Genomic DNA, 12,977 nt, shown 5'->3' with positions numbered 1-12,977 from the left:
GAACAGCTAATTGCGCAGTTGCGCTACGCTCCGCGCCAGGGCCACATACTCGGTCACCCCGACTTCTTCAGCGCGCCGCTGGACATCAAACTGCCCGCCAAAACCGTGGCTGTCCAGCCACTTTCCCAAGGTGTGGCGCAGCAACTTGCGGCGCTGGCTAAAGGCGACCTGCACCAGCTCACTCAGGAGCTTGACGTCCAGCGCCACAGGCGCTGCATGCGGCACCATGCGCACCACGGCGCTATCGACCCGCGGCGGCGGATCAAAACTGTGCGGCGGCACGAACAGCACGTTTTCCATCGCGTAGCGCCACTGCAGCATCACGCTGAGCCGGCTGTAATCGCTGGTAGCTGGCACCGCCACCATCCGGTCTATCACTTCTTTTTGCAACATGAAGTGCTGGTCTTCTATGACCTCCACGGCATCCAGCAAATGAAACAGGATGGGTGTGGAAATGTTGTAGGGGAGATTGCCGACCACCCGAAGTTTTTGCCCTTCGGCACAGGCCGTTCGCGCCAGCTGGCGGACATCCACTTTCAACACGTCGGACTCAACCACGGCAAGCTGGGGGTGCAATCGCAACTGGCGGGCAAGATCGCGGTCCAGCTCAATGACCGTCAAGTGCCCCACCCGTTCAACCAAGGGTTGGGTCAGCGCAGCCAATCCAGGCCCGATCTCCACCATGGCCTGTCCTGGACGTGGAGCAATCGCCTGCACAATCCCCTCAATGACGCCTTGGTCCGTCAGGAAATGCTGGCCAAAACGCTTGCGCGGAATATGTTTCACATTGGGGGCGACCTAAAGCCGCCAGACTGGCATACAAACAAGACTGCCGTTTTTTGGAGAAGTCAGCCGGAAAGTTGACCCGCCCACGCAGCGCGAATGGAACCTTAAGGAAGGCCTGAGGCGATCTTCACAGCTGCGGTGCGTCACGGTACTCCACATAGGCGCGGCCCCGAATCTCCTGGATCCACAGTGCATAGGCTTCGTTTTGCTTTTTCTCGCGCAGCACACCGCGCGCCATCTCCCGCTGTTCACGTTGCGATAGCTGGGTCTCGCGGCGTTCAAGCACCTGAATAAGATGGACGCCAAAACGGGATACCAAGGGATCCGAGACCTGATTGGGCGCCAGGCCGTTCATGACTTTCTCGAACTCAGGCACAAACATGCCGGTACTTGCCCAGCCGAGGTCACCGCCTTCCTTTGCGGAGGCATCGTCGCTGTTCTCACGTGCGAGTGCTGCGAAATCAGCCTGCCCGGCCTGGATGCGTCTTTTAAAACCCGCCAGCTTCTCCACTGCGGCGGCTTCACTGAGCTGTGGCGTCAACCGGAGCAGGATATGCCTGGCATGGGTTTGTGCCACCATCATGCTGGGCATGCCGCCTTGCCGTTTTTCGATGACTTTGAGGATGTGAAATCCCGCCCCGCTCCGAACCGGCCCCGCCAGGCCCCCCGCCTGCAATTTGCTTGTCGCCTCAACAAAGAGATCCGGATAGCGGTCTGCAGTCCGCAACCCCATCAGGCCCCCTGAAGCGCGCGTGGGAGACGCCGAAACTTCGGCGGCCAGTGCCGTGAAGTCTGCACCGTTGCGGGCACGGTCCATCACCTGCTGGGCCTTGGCCTGCAGCGCTGCGACTTGATCGGGCGTGGCATTTTCCGGCACGGCCACCAGAATTTCCGCGAGGTTGAGCGCCAGCGAAGACGATGGGGTGCCGCCATCCTGGTCACGCAGAAATTGGTCGACTTCCTGCTCCGTGACCGTTGCACGAGTCTCCAGCTCGCGTTGGCGCAAACGGCTGACCAAAAGCTCGTCCCTCAATTCCGAGCGGAATTGGGCATAGTCAATCCTGTCCGCTTTCAGGCGATTGCGCAGCTCGTCGACCGTGATCTGGTTTTGGCTGGCGACGGTCTGGACCGCAGCTTCGACGGCATTGTCATCGACCCGCAGACCCGAATTGCGCGCCATTTGCAGCTGCGCCTTGTCGCTGATCAGGCGTTCCAGAATTTGTCCGACCATTTCACTGCGCGGCGGCACTGTCGCGCCCATCTGAAGCATTTGTTGCTCGGTCCGAATCAACTTGCTTCGAACCTCGTTGTTGGTAATGGGTTCGGAGTTGACCACGGCAACAATGAAGTCAGCCTGCCGCTGCGCGCTTCCTTGCGCCGACGCAGTCCGGGAGCCCGTGGCCGCGTCGGGCAGGCGCAATGTACCCGATGGCCGCAACCCCTGCGCCTGAGCACCCACCATCAGCACAATCGACAATGCCATGGCCGTTGTGGCGGCTTGAGTGGAGTTCAAAAAAAATCTTGGGACGGCGCGGTTATTAGTCATAAGTAGTAAAGCGGCTTGGCGTGCTGGTATTCTCACGCAGATATTGGTAACGTGGAACATTCGACTTCAGGGTTTCCAGGGGGTTGGAACCGAGGCGCGAAAACCCCACAAGTTCAAGCTGAAACAGGATTTTCGTATCCGAGCTTCCGGTCCCGGTTTGAGAGCGCTGCAGAACCACGCGCCCTATCCAGCAGCAACCATCGTATTCAACACCGATGATCGAGTCGACCAGTTTTTTGTCCAGCACGCTGTAATTCAGGCGCCCAACGGCATAGTAGCGGCCGCCTCCCTGGCCCTGCCCAGCGCCCAGATCTTTTCCCTTGTCGCCCCACAAATCATTGATGGGCCACTGCCAGCCCACGTCAATTTGCTCGCTGACATTGCGCTGGCGCCGGAATGCGGCACTGATGACGCGGTAATTGCTGGGGTTGTAGCGCACGCCAATCGACGCACGCTCAGATTGCTTGGTCTTCGGGTTGTACTGAACCGTACTGTCGAAAGACCACTGCGGCACCCAATTGACGGAAGCCCCGACCAGCAAGTCGCTGATGCGGTCGGTGACCGGCAATACACCCGGCAGGGTCACCTTCTGATCCTCAAAACGAAAGCGCTGCGCAATGCCGACACGCACAGCTTCAGCACCGGTCGCAGGATCCAGCAGACGCGAGGTAACGCCCAGGGTCAGCAGGTTAGCGTCTGAAATACGGTCATTACCGACAAATGCGTTTTCGGTAAAGACCGTGGCGAAGTTGAAGTCGTTGGACCCGGAGTCGTAGTTGGGCAGCAGACTCTGGTCGCGATAGGGAGTACGCACATAAAACGCCCGGGGCTCCAGTGTCTGGGTAAAGTTCCGGCCCAGGAACCCGGCATTACGTTCAAACTGCACGCCGCTGTCCAGGCTGAAGGTAGGCACAACACGCGACGCCGTTGTCGCACCATTGGGCAACGCTGAATCAAATTTGTAACTCGTGGCATGCAGCTGCACTTTGGGGGTGATGTACCCCGCAGGCAGCAGCCAGGGGCGGCTCAGTTGCAGCCGCGTGAATGCCCGGTCACTATTGGGCTGGTTGGTGAGCTGGCGATCTGCGGAAAAACGGGTGAAGTCGCCCTCCACCGACCAGTCAAAGCCATTGCCCAATCCCACCACCGGCGCATCCACACGGGTGTACGCCGCTGCAAACTGGGGCAGGCGGTCGTAAGGCGGAACGATGGGCGAAGTGACATCCTGCAATGTCTGCCATTTGAGCGTTCGCATGGACGAAGAAAAGAACCCGCGGGTCCACGACAAACTCGCGTCCTGGGGCAGAAGGCGCTGGGTGGTCGCCCCCTTGAGAGCTGGAAAGTCACGCCAATAATCGTTGTCACTCACCCGGTTCAGGTTGAGGTTGATGCCCAGGTCGCCGACGGATGACAGGCCGCTGCTGATGGCACCAACGTGCTGATAACTGTAGGACCAGCGGTCACGGTTGCGCAACTTGTCGCCGGGCAGGAAGTTTCCCTGCAGTTCGCCTGTGTACTTCGGCTCCAGGTAGCGGAATTCGCCGGCGAGGTCCACCCCGCGTTTGGTCATGATCGCCGGTGAAAATGTCGCGTCCCGATTGGGCGCAATATCAAAGTAATAAGGTTGCCGATACTCAAACCCGTTGATTGAGCCCATGCCGATGGAGGGCGGCAGAAGACCCGACTTGCGCTTGTCGCTCAACGGAAAACTCACCCGGGGAAAAGCCAGGATAGGCACATCCTTGAAACGCACAACGGCTCCATTGGCAACACCAACTTCGCGGTCCAGGTCAAACTCGAAGCTTCTGGCGCGCAATACCCATGAGGGCTCCCAGCTGGCCTCGTCATTGCGCTCGCAGGTGGTGTAGCTGGCGCGCTGGGCCGTCAAATGGCCTTCATCGATGAAATCGATCCGCTCCGCCTGGCCGTTGCCGCTGTTGCTGAGGAAGCGGTAGGCCGGCGTCGTGAAAAAGCCTTCAAACCGGTCCAGCTTGATCTCCAGCTCGGGACCCTCAAACCTGTTGCCCGCCCGGTTGATGCGAACATTGCCGCGGCTTTTGAGTTGGTCTTCGGGCTGGTAGTACTCAATGCGGTCCGCGCGGATGGCGGTAGACCCGCGGCGCAATTCCGCATTGCCGTCAATCACGGTTTCAAGATCGGGGCGGCCGGAAATCCGGTCGCCAAAAACAAATGTGGGGCCCTTGTCCTGGGGATCGCTGGAAACCTGCTCGGCCAGCTGGGGCGAAGACTTGAGTTTCGGGGTGTCGCCTGCGGGCCGGTCCGCGGGGGGAACAGCGGAAGGGGCCTGAAAAGGAGCAGGTGACGCAGCCGGAGTTTGGGCGTGCGCCGTCCCGGCACCCGTCATCCCCAGTGCTGCGCAAACCACCAGCGTGGAGACAGCTTGAGCTATCGGGGAAAGAATAAAGGGCGAAGGGGATGCGCGGCGCATCGTTTATGTGAGATAAACCCGTTTGTAAAATCAGGCCTGATTATCCATGACCCTCCACCCCGTCCCCACAATGTCGAACCAGCGCCCAATTGCAGGGCTGGCAGGGACTCCAGAAACATGACCACCCCTTCCATTGCCTGGGCCGACCCGGCACGTGCCATGACCTTCGAAGCCTGGCTGACTGCCGCTGCCCGCCAGCACAATCTGCGGGTCGACACCATCAGGCCGGCATCAGCTGACGCAAGTTTTCGCCGCTACTTCCGGGTGGACGCAGCAACAGGCGATGGCAGTTACATCGTCATGGACGCACCACCTGCGCAGGAAGATTGCAGACCTTTCGTCAAAGTCGCCGGCCTGATGAGCGGCGCCGGCTTGATTGCCCCGCGCGTACTGGCCTGGGATGAGCCAATGGGCTTCATGCTGCTAAGCGACCTGGGTGCGCAGACCATGATGGAAGCGATTAGACCGCCCGCCGAGGTTGATGCTATCGCCAGCCCCACTCCGGCGCACTACGACCTGTATGTAGATGCGGTGGAGGCCTTGGTGCGCTGGCAACTCGCCTCCACGCCCGGCGTGCTTCCGCCCTACGACGATGCACTCCTGTCGCGCGAGCTGTCGCTCTTTCCGGACTGGTATGTCGCCAGACATCGCGGGCTGGCGCTGGACACCGGCCTTCAGGACAAGCTGAACGTCATCTTCGAACAGATCAAGGCCAGCAACCTGAATTCGCTCAATGGCGCACGGGTGTTTGTGCACCGCGACTTCATGCCCCGCAATCTGATAGCCCCCACGCTTGTCGCTTCGCGTACTACGCTGCCCCCTCAAGGGGCTAATTTTCCTAGGGGCGGCCCGTCGGAAAATTTCACGGCCCCTGAGCGCGGCGCGACAGGCCTTGGGGTGCTGGACTTTCAGGACGCGGTCTACGGCCCCATCACCTACGACATCGCCAGCCTGATGCGCGACGCCTTCCTGAGCTGGGAAGAAGATTTCGTACTGGACATCACCGTGCGCTATTGGCAAAAAGCCCGCAAGGCCGGCCTGCCGGTCGGTGACGATTTTGGCGAGTTTTACCGGGCCGTGGAATGGATGGGCCTGCAGCGCCACCTCAAGATTCTGGGCATCTTTGCGCGCCTCACGCTGCGTGACGGCAAGCCCAAATACCTGGCCGACACACCCCGCTTCATCAAATACGCCCGCAACACCGCTGCGCGCTACCGGCAGCTCGGGCCGCTGATGGTGCTGCTCGACGAGATTGAGGGCAATGAAACCCGTGTGGGCTACACCTTCTGATGCACAATCAGGCCATAGCGCCCACTGGCTCTGCGCAAGCAGCTATTATTTTTATAGCATTCACAGCAAGCACCTAACAATGCATCTTCCTGCACCAGCACCATGACCGCCCGGTTTTTCGCTGACATCGCGCTGGCGTCTGGCAGCATCGTCAGCCTGCCGCCATCCACTGCGCGCCACGTCCAGGTCTTGCGGATGCAGCCCGGCGACGCCCTGACAATATTCAACGGCCAAGGCAACGGCCAGCCCGGCAGCGAAGGGGAATTTGCAGCCACCGTCGAGCGCATGGGCCGCAGCGATGTGGAGGTCCTTATCGGCGGCTACACCGCCACGGCACGCGAAGCCAGCCGTTCCATTCACCTGGCCGTCGGCATGCCCGCCAATGACCGCATGGACTGGCTGATTGAAAAAGCCGCCGAATTGGGCGTGGCCAGCATCCAGCCCTTGATGAGCGAGCGCAGCGTGCTGCGCATCAAGGGTGAGCGAGCCGACAAAAAAATCGCGCACTGGCGGGGCGTCGCCGTCGCGGCCTGCGAGCAATGCGGCCGCAGCCGCATACCACCCGTTCACGACGTCGCTAACCTGTCTGACTGGCTCAAAGGCGCGGGGCAGGGCGCAGCTGGCGGCACCCGGCTGCTACTCTCATTACAAGACGGCAGCCGGCCGCTGGCCGAAGCGGTGGCCGCAGCTGGTGCCGGCGCACTGACCTTCCTGAGCGGTCCCGAGGGCGGCCTCAGCGCGGCTGAAGAGGCTGCGGCCATGGCTTGCGGCTTTGCGGCCGTCACCCTCGGCCCGCGCGTGCTTCGGGCCGAAACCGCACCGCTCGCCTGCCTGTCGTTTCTCGCAGTGACAAGCGGCACGCCATGAACCGCAATCTCTGGCTGCTGGCCGTCTGCCAGGGCCTCTTTCTCACCAACAACGTCACCTTCATCGCCATCAACGGCCTGGTCGGCCTGAACCTGGCGCCGCTGGGCTGGATGGCGACACTGCCCGTCATGGGCTATGTGGTGGGTGGCGCGCTGTCCACGTCCGTGGTGGCGCGCACGCAAATGCGCTTCGGGCGCAAGATTTCCTTCCAGCTGGGCCTGCTGGTGGCCGCCGCCTCGGCCCTGCTGTGCTGCTATGCGGCTTACAGCAAAAATTTCTGGCTTCTGGTGGCCGCCACAGTGGTGGCGGGCTACTACAGCGCCAATGCCCAGCTCTACCGCTTTGCCGCGGCCGAGCTCGCCCTGCCGGCCTTTCGCGAGAAGGCCATTTCCCTGGTCATGGCAGGCGGCCTGCTGGGCGCCGTCGCCGGGCCCAACCTGGCGGCCTCTACGCGGGGGCTGACCGACGTGCCCTTTGCAGGCGCCTACCTGGCGCTGGCCGGCGTGGCGCTGCTGTCGATGGCGCTGCTGGCATTCATCCGGTTTCCGCCGCCGCCCGAGGCGCATGCCAGCCGCGGTGGCCGGCCACTTCGCGAAATCATGCGGCAGCCGATCTTCATCGTGGCCGCCGCAGCCGGTGCCCTGGGCTTTGGCGTGATGAACCTGCTGATGGCGGCCACGCCAATTGCCATGCAGGTTTGCGGCCTGCCGTTTTCCAGCGTCGCGCTGGTGCTGGAGTGGCACGTGATCGGCATGTTCGCACCCGGTTTTTTCACCGGTCACCTGATCCGGCGCTTCGGCACTTTGCCCATCATGGCGGTGGGTCTGGCGCTCAACGTGGTGTGCGTGCTGATCGCGCTCTCGGGCGTGGAGCTCAAGGAATTTCTGGCGGCGCTCTTTTTGCTGGGTCTGGGCTGGAATTTTCTTTTCACCGGCAGCACCACCCTGGCGCTTGAGACCTATCGGCCGGAAGAAAAAGACAAGGCGCAGGGCGCGCTCAATTTCTGTATTTTTGCCGTGCTGGCGGTTTCCTCGCTGGCCTCCGGCGTGCTGGTGACCACCCAAGGCTGGGCGCTGTTGAACCTGGGGTCACTGCTGCCGCTGGGGCTCACCGCCGCCGCGCTGGCCTGGCTTGCACTCGGCCAACGCAAGGGACAGAAGGCCTGAGAACCTGGTTACGCCTCGCACCGTGTCCGACATTGCGGTCAGGCTGGGCATGGAACCCGGTGATGTCGCCAGTTACTGCTATTGTTTTTATAGCTGTTTGCGCCCGTTCTTATTGGGCCGAAGCCGAATTTCTCTTGAGATTTTCTTAACCGCTAGAAGCGGGCGTCCAGCCAGGCCTTGAGCGTGTCAAACACCGGCTCCGACTCGACTTCATTGAATATCTCGTGATAGAGGCCCTCAAAGCACCGCGACGTCACCGTACCGGCGGTCACGGCCGGTGAGTGGGCCGCGTTTTCCGAGAAAGCGCGGCTGCCGGCCGGATTGACAAGCCGGTCCGCACCCGCATACATCAGCAGCGTAGGCGTGCGCCATTGGGCGGCGGCCGCCACCGTCGCGGGACCCGCTGTTGCGATGAATTTGCCCAGGCGTGGCGAGATTCTGTCGTGCACCAGCCGGTCGGTGAAGTATTTTTTGACCACCTCTTCATCGTGCGAGATGTAGCGCGCGTCCAGGCCGTTGCCCACACACAGGTCGGGTGCCAGCCTCGGCATAAAGGCCAGCAGCAGCTTTTGCAAGACGTTGAGCCCCGGCTCCAGCGCGGGAGAAGACATCACGAGGCCATCCACGGGGCGAATGTCCAGTGCGACAAACCGGCTCACCACCAGACCGCCCATGCTGTGGCCAAGCAGAACCAGGGGAAGATGCGCAGGCGGCTGCGGGCTTCGTCCGTCCGCGTTGACCTCCTCCAGAAGGCGCACGCAACGCAGGCGCGTGTCGTCGACTATTTCGGCCAGGTCGTCCAGCAGTGCAGTCTCATTGGGCAGCACACCACGGACCCCGCCCGATTCGCCATGGCCGCGCTGGTCGTAGGCACGCACGGCAAAACCCCAGTCGAGCAATTGGCTGGCGACATGGTCGTAGCGGCTGGCGTGCTCGCCCAAGCCATGGACCAGCAGCACCATGGCGCGCGGCGGCAACGCATGTTGACCCCCTTCGATGGCCAAAGCATCCAGTGGCCACTCATAGAGAGCCAGGTTCTCGCCGTCGCGGGCGGTGAAAGGCGCTAGGACGGTGGAATGCATGCGGCAGCAAAAGCCTGGCTTGAAACAAGCGCTGCCGGCAAACCGCGGCGCAAAGAAGGGTAGCTCACCCGCATCAACCGGGAACACGGGCCATCACATGCGCGACCGCGGCGGTCAGCTTCTTCGCATAGGGCACGTTCAGGAACTCGTTAGGGCCGTGCGCATTGCTCTTGGGGCCGAGCACACCGCAAACCATCATCTGCGCCTTGGGGAAGCCCTTGCTCAGCATGTTCATCAGCGGAATGGTTCCGCCCTGGCCTATGGTGCCGCAGGGCGCGCCGAAGAAGCTTTGCGACGCATCGTTGAGCGCGTTCTCAAACCAGGGTACGGTGCTGGGCGCATTCCAGCCGGTGGCGCCGCCGTTGCTTTCAAACGTGACTTTGGCCTGGTAAGGCGCATTGTCTTCCAGCAGTGTCTTGAGTTCCTGCACCGCGGCGCCGGCGTCGATCAGCGGCGGAAAACGCAGCGAGAGCTTGAAAGCGGTGTAGGGGCGCAGCACATTGCCTGCATCCTTGAGGGCCGGAAAGCCTTCGGCACCCGTCACGCTCAGCGTCGGCCGCCAGGTGCGGTTGAGCAGGGCTTCCACCGGGTCGGTCGTGGTGGGCAAGGCAAATGCGCTGGAGCCTTCACAGTCGTAGTGCGCCCAGGGAAAGCGCTTGTAGATTTCTTCGCCGAGGATTTTGGCGGTGGCCTGCGCCTGCACCAGCCGGTCGGCCGGAACCTCACAGTGAAAGCTCTGCGGCAGCAGACGACCGGTCTTGCTGTCTTCCAGGCGGTCCAGCACCTGGCGCATGATGCGAAAGCTCGACGGCACCAAGCCGCTGGCGTCGCCGGAGTGCACGCCTTCGGTGAGGATTTCCACCTTGAGCACGCCCGCCGCGTTGCCGCGCAGGCTGGTGGTCAGCCACAGCTGGTCGTAGTTGCCCGCGCCGGAATCCAGGCACACCACCAGCGCGACGTCGCCCAGGCGCTCACGCAGCGCATTGACGTAAGGTAGCAAATCATAGGAGCCGCTTTCCTCGCAGGTTTCGATCAGGCCAACGATGCGCGGGTGCGGCACGTTCTGCGCTTTGAGCGCCTGCACCGCGGCAATGCTGGCGTAGACCGCATACCCATCGTCGGCGGCGCCACGGCCATAAAGCTTTCCATCTTCGTACTTGGCCATCCAGGGGCTCAAATCATTGCGCCAACCGGTGAACTCGGGCTGCTTGTCGAGGTGGCCGTACATCAACACGGTTTGCGTCGAATCGGCGCGCGTGGCCGGGATCTCAAAGAACAGCACCGGGGTGCGGCCTTCGAGTCGCACGATCTCCAGCTTGAGGCCTTCGACCTTCTGCGCCTCGACCCAGGCCGCCGCATTGCGCATGACGGTGTCGATAAAGCCGTGCTGCGCCCAGTCGCTGTCGAACGTGGGGGACTTGGCTGGGATGGAGATGTAGTCGGTGATCTGTTTGACGATGTCGCCGTCCCATTGGGCCGTGACCTGAGACAGGGCCTGGGCGGCGTTGAGGATGCTGGCGGGAATTTCGCAGTGCAGTGGGGCGTTCATTGGAAAGGCTCCGGGAACAGGAATATCGGCTTTTTTAGGACAGCGTTTTGCTGCCGCACCTGCTACTGTACGCTTCCGACACAGACCGTGCCACCGGCCAAGGGAAGACCCGCAATTGGAGAACTCAACCTACAGCGCCTCGCAGGCGGCGTGGGCAAAGATAACTCCTCTAATTGGACGAGAAAGCAGACAAGTACGCCACGGAGCCGCCATGACACCAGCAAGCCGCGCACACGCGCCATCTTCCGCCGCCACGCCTTCCACGGCAGCCGATTCCCGCATCCGCGCTGGCGTGGGCGGCTGGACCTTTGAGCCCTGGCGCGACAACTTTTTCCCAGCCGGCCTGGCGCACAGCCGCGAACTCGAATACGCAAGCCGCCGGCTGAGCGCCATCGAGGTCAACGGCACCTACTACGGCACACTCAAGCCGGCCAGCTTCAGGAAATGGCACGACGAGACGCCGGACAACTTCATGTTTTCCCTCAAGGCCTCGCGCTACGCGACCAACCGCCGGGTGCTGGCCGAGGCGGGCGAGTCCATCCAGCGCTTCACTGAAAGCGGCATCAGCGAGCTGGGCGACAAGCTGGGCCCCGTCGTCTGGCAATTCATGCCCGGCAAGGTGTTTGAAGCAGGGGATTTCGAGGCGTTTCTGTCGCTGCTGCCCAAACAGGTGGACGGCCGGGCGCTGCGCCATGTCGTCGACGTTCGCCACGAGAGCTTTATGTCGCCCGATTACCTGGCCTTGGCGCGCCGTTACAAGGTCGCCACTGTATTTACCGACTCTGACAAATTTCCGTCTTTCGCCGACCTCACGGGTGACTTCGCCTATGCCCGCCTCATGATGAGCGAAGCAGGGCTGGAGACCGGCTACGAGGAAAGTGCGCTGAACGCGTGGGTTGAGCGCGCGCGGCAATGGGCTGACGGCTCCGCGCCGGCCGACCTGCCGACGCTGGAAGAAGCCCCGGCACAGGGCAAGGCGCGCGACGTATTTGTGTATTTCATCAACGGTGCCAAGGAAAGGGCGCCGGCGGCGGCCATGGCACTTTTAAATCGCCTGGGCTTCACGCCTTCTGCCTAACCATAGACCGCCATGGCTTCGCCGAGCCGTATTTCGCGGCCGGGCGCCCACTCGGCATTGAACTGCAGCGGCCCTTTGGGAAACAGCATGACGACTGTGGAGCCCAGCAGGAAGCGGCCCATTTCCTCGCCCTGCTTGAGGCGAATGGCGGAGGCTGGCTCGTCGGGGTAATCCCATTGCCGCACCACCTTGCCGCGCGGCGGGTTCACCACGCCGTGCCACACCGTGGCCATGCTGCCAACGATGGTCGCGCCGACCAGCACCAGCACAAAGGGCCCGCGCGCCGATTCGAAAACGCAGACCACGCGCTCATTGCGCGCGAACAGCCCCGGCACGCCGCGTGCGGTAACGGGATTGACGGAAAACAGGTCGCCCGGCACATAAATCATGCGCGTCAGCCGACCGCCTGCAGGCATGTGGATGCGGTGGTAGTCCCGGGGGCTCAGATAGAGCGTAGCGAAATGGCCGTCCTGGTAATGCGCCGCCAGCGCCGCATCCCCGCCCACCAACGCAGTGGTCGAATAACTGTGACCCTTGGCCTGAAAGATCTGGTCCTTCTCGATCGCACCGAACTGGCTGATCGCACCGTCCACCGGCGAAATCAGCTCGGCATTGGCCAGCGGCCGCGCGCCGGGCTTGAGCGCACGCGTGAAGAAGTCGTTGAAGGTGAGATAGCTCGCAATGTCGGAGTTGAGCGCCTCGTCCATGTTGACCTGGTACTTGGCGACAAAGCGGCGGATGATTTCGGTGGTGACCCAGCCACGCTCGCGCGAAGCTACAAAACCGGCAAAGTTGGTCAGCGCCTGCTTGGGAAACAGGTATTGGGGGAGGACGGCGAATCGGTCGGACACTAGGCGGCTTGAATGGAGGGAGGAAGGGCCATTCTATCGACGCCGAAACGTCTTTTCCGCCGGATATCGGCGTGCTACTGTGCGGGATAACCCGCCTCGGCCAGCGCAGCCGCCACGGCTTGCCGGCCTTGCGAAGATTGCACCACAACCTTTTTGCCGGGCAAGTCCACACTGACCTGCGCCGCTGCATCCAGCGATTTGATGGCCTGGGTGACGGCGCCAACGCAGTGGCCGCAGCTCATAGCGGGGATATTAAATTCCATAAAGACTCCTTGGAAGCTGTCTGAGAGATTGGTACAGGGATTACCCAGAA

At 62.1% G+C, this 12,977-nt stretch carries 11 protein-coding genes; 4 read left to right on the top strand and 7 right to left on the bottom strand.

Features of this window, described 5'->3' with window-relative positions:
• Positions 1-6: 6 nt before the first annotated feature.
• From rsmA to AC1DVV_RS21105, 3 genes are all read right to left on the bottom strand, one after another.
• Positions 7-786, bottom strand: a complete 780-nt coding sequence (gene rsmA / locus AC1DVV_RS21115; protein ID WP_477667064.1) for a 16S rRNA (adenine(1518)-N(6)/adenine(1519)-N(6))-dimethyltransferase RsmA — start codon at positions 784-786, stop codon at positions 7-9.
• A 127-nt stretch (positions 787-913) separates the two neighbouring features.
• Complete coding sequence (locus AC1DVV_RS21110) at positions 914-2,332, bottom strand: peptidylprolyl isomerase (protein ID WP_457282088.1); 1,419 nt, start codon at positions 2,330-2,332, stop codon at positions 914-916.
• Positions 2,325-4,781 (bottom strand): LPS-assembly protein LptD, encoded by a 2,457-nt coding sequence (locus AC1DVV_RS21105; protein ID WP_457281932.1) that lies wholly within the window; start codon positions 4,779-4,781, stop codon positions 2,325-2,327. Before AC1DVV_RS21105 ends, AC1DVV_RS21110 begins: the two co-directional genes overlap by 8 nt.
• Before the next feature lie 117 nt (positions 4,782-4,898).
• Between AC1DVV_RS21105 and AC1DVV_RS21100 the strand changes: the two genes are divergently transcribed.
• From AC1DVV_RS21100 to AC1DVV_RS21090, 3 genes are all read left to right on the top strand, one after another.
• On the top strand, positions 4,899-6,071 hold the full coding sequence (locus tag AC1DVV_RS21100) for an aminoglycoside phosphotransferase family protein (protein ID WP_477689731.1): 1,173 nt from the start codon (positions 4,899-4,901) through the stop codon (positions 6,069-6,071).
• 102 nt (positions 6,072-6,173) lie between these two features.
• Entirely contained in the window at positions 6,174-6,938 is a 765-nt protein-coding gene (locus tag AC1DVV_RS21095; RefSeq protein ID WP_457281930.1) for a 16S rRNA (uracil(1498)-N(3))-methyltransferase, read from the top strand.
• Entirely contained in the window at positions 6,935-8,104 is a 1,170-nt protein-coding gene (locus AC1DVV_RS21090) for an MFS transporter (protein ID WP_457281929.1), read from the top strand. The genes AC1DVV_RS21095 and AC1DVV_RS21090 overlap by 4 nt, the downstream gene beginning before the upstream one ends.
• A 152-nt stretch (positions 8,105-8,256) precedes the next feature.
• On the opposite strand, the gene AC1DVV_RS21085 is transcribed toward AC1DVV_RS21090, so the two are convergent.
• Positions 8,257-9,186 carry a lysophospholipase gene (locus AC1DVV_RS21085; protein WP_477667062.1) on the bottom strand — a complete coding sequence of 310 codons (930 nt, stop codon included), beginning with the start codon at positions 9,184-9,186 and terminating at the stop codon, positions 8,257-8,259.
• 73 nt (positions 9,187-9,259) lie between these two features.
• Positions 9,260-10,735 (bottom strand): M20 family metallopeptidase, encoded by a 1,476-nt coding sequence (locus AC1DVV_RS21080; protein WP_477667061.1) that lies wholly within the window; start codon positions 10,733-10,735, stop codon positions 9,260-9,262.
• Between the two features lie 211 nt (positions 10,736-10,946).
• On the opposite strand from AC1DVV_RS21080, the gene AC1DVV_RS21075 reads away from it, so the two are divergent.
• On the top strand, positions 10,947-11,813 hold the full coding sequence (locus AC1DVV_RS21075) for a DUF72 domain-containing protein (protein WP_477667060.1): 867 nt from the start codon (positions 10,947-10,949) through the stop codon (positions 11,811-11,813).
• Here the strand turns inward: AC1DVV_RS21075 and asd are convergent.
• Both asd and AC1DVV_RS21065 read right to left on the bottom strand, forming a co-directional pair.
• A complete protein-coding gene (gene asd / locus AC1DVV_RS21070; RefSeq protein WP_477667059.1) occupies positions 11,810-12,664 on the bottom strand; it encodes an archaetidylserine decarboxylase in 855 nt (284 codons plus the stop codon). The two genes, AC1DVV_RS21075 and asd, sit on opposite strands and share 4 nt — an antisense overlap.
• A gap of 74 nt (positions 12,665-12,738) precedes the next feature.
• A complete protein-coding gene (locus AC1DVV_RS21065) occupies positions 12,739-12,927 on the bottom strand; it encodes a heavy-metal-associated domain-containing protein (RefSeq protein ID WP_457281924.1) in 189 nt (62 codons plus the stop codon).
• Positions 12,928-12,977 lie beyond the last annotated feature (50 nt).

It is taken from the genome of Polaromonas sp. P3_B4 (assembly GCF_056402835.1).
Note: the sequence above shows the minus strand (reverse complement) of the source record. Positions and strands in the feature narration are given on the sequence as shown.

Excerpts from the sequence above, each read along its gene's own strand:
- AC1DVV_RS21110 (WP_457282088.1), bottom strand. The coding sequence starts at position 2,332 with ATGACTAATAACCGCGCCGTCCCAAGATTTTTTTTGAACTCCACTCAA.
- AC1DVV_RS21105 (WP_457281932.1), bottom strand. The coding sequence starts at position 4,781 with ATGCGCCGCGCATCCCCTTCGCCCTTTATTCTTTCCCCGATAGCTCAA.
- AC1DVV_RS21100 (WP_477689731.1), top strand. The coding sequence starts at position 4,899 with ATGACCACCCCTTCCATTGCCTGGGCCGACCCGGCACGTGCCATGACC.
- AC1DVV_RS21095 (WP_457281930.1), top strand. The coding sequence starts at position 6,174 with ATGACCGCCCGGTTTTTCGCTGACATCGCGCTGGCGTCTGGCAGCATC.
- AC1DVV_RS21090 (WP_457281929.1), top strand. The coding sequence starts at position 6,935 with ATGAACCGCAATCTCTGGCTGCTGGCCGTCTGCCAGGGCCTCTTTCTC.
- AC1DVV_RS21085 (WP_477667062.1), bottom strand. The coding sequence starts at position 9,186 with ATGCATTCCACCGTCCTAGCGCCTTTCACCGCCCGCGACGGCGAGAAC.
- AC1DVV_RS21080 (WP_477667061.1), bottom strand. The coding sequence starts at position 10,735 with ATGAACGCCCCACTGCACTGCGAAATTCCCGCCAGCATCCTCAACGCC.
- AC1DVV_RS21075 (WP_477667060.1), top strand. The coding sequence starts at position 10,947 with ATGACACCAGCAAGCCGCGCACACGCGCCATCTTCCGCCGCCACGCCT.
- AC1DVV_RS21065 (WP_457281924.1), bottom strand. The coding sequence starts at position 12,927 with ATGGAATTTAATATCCCCGCTATGAGCTGCGGCCACTGCGTTGGCGCC.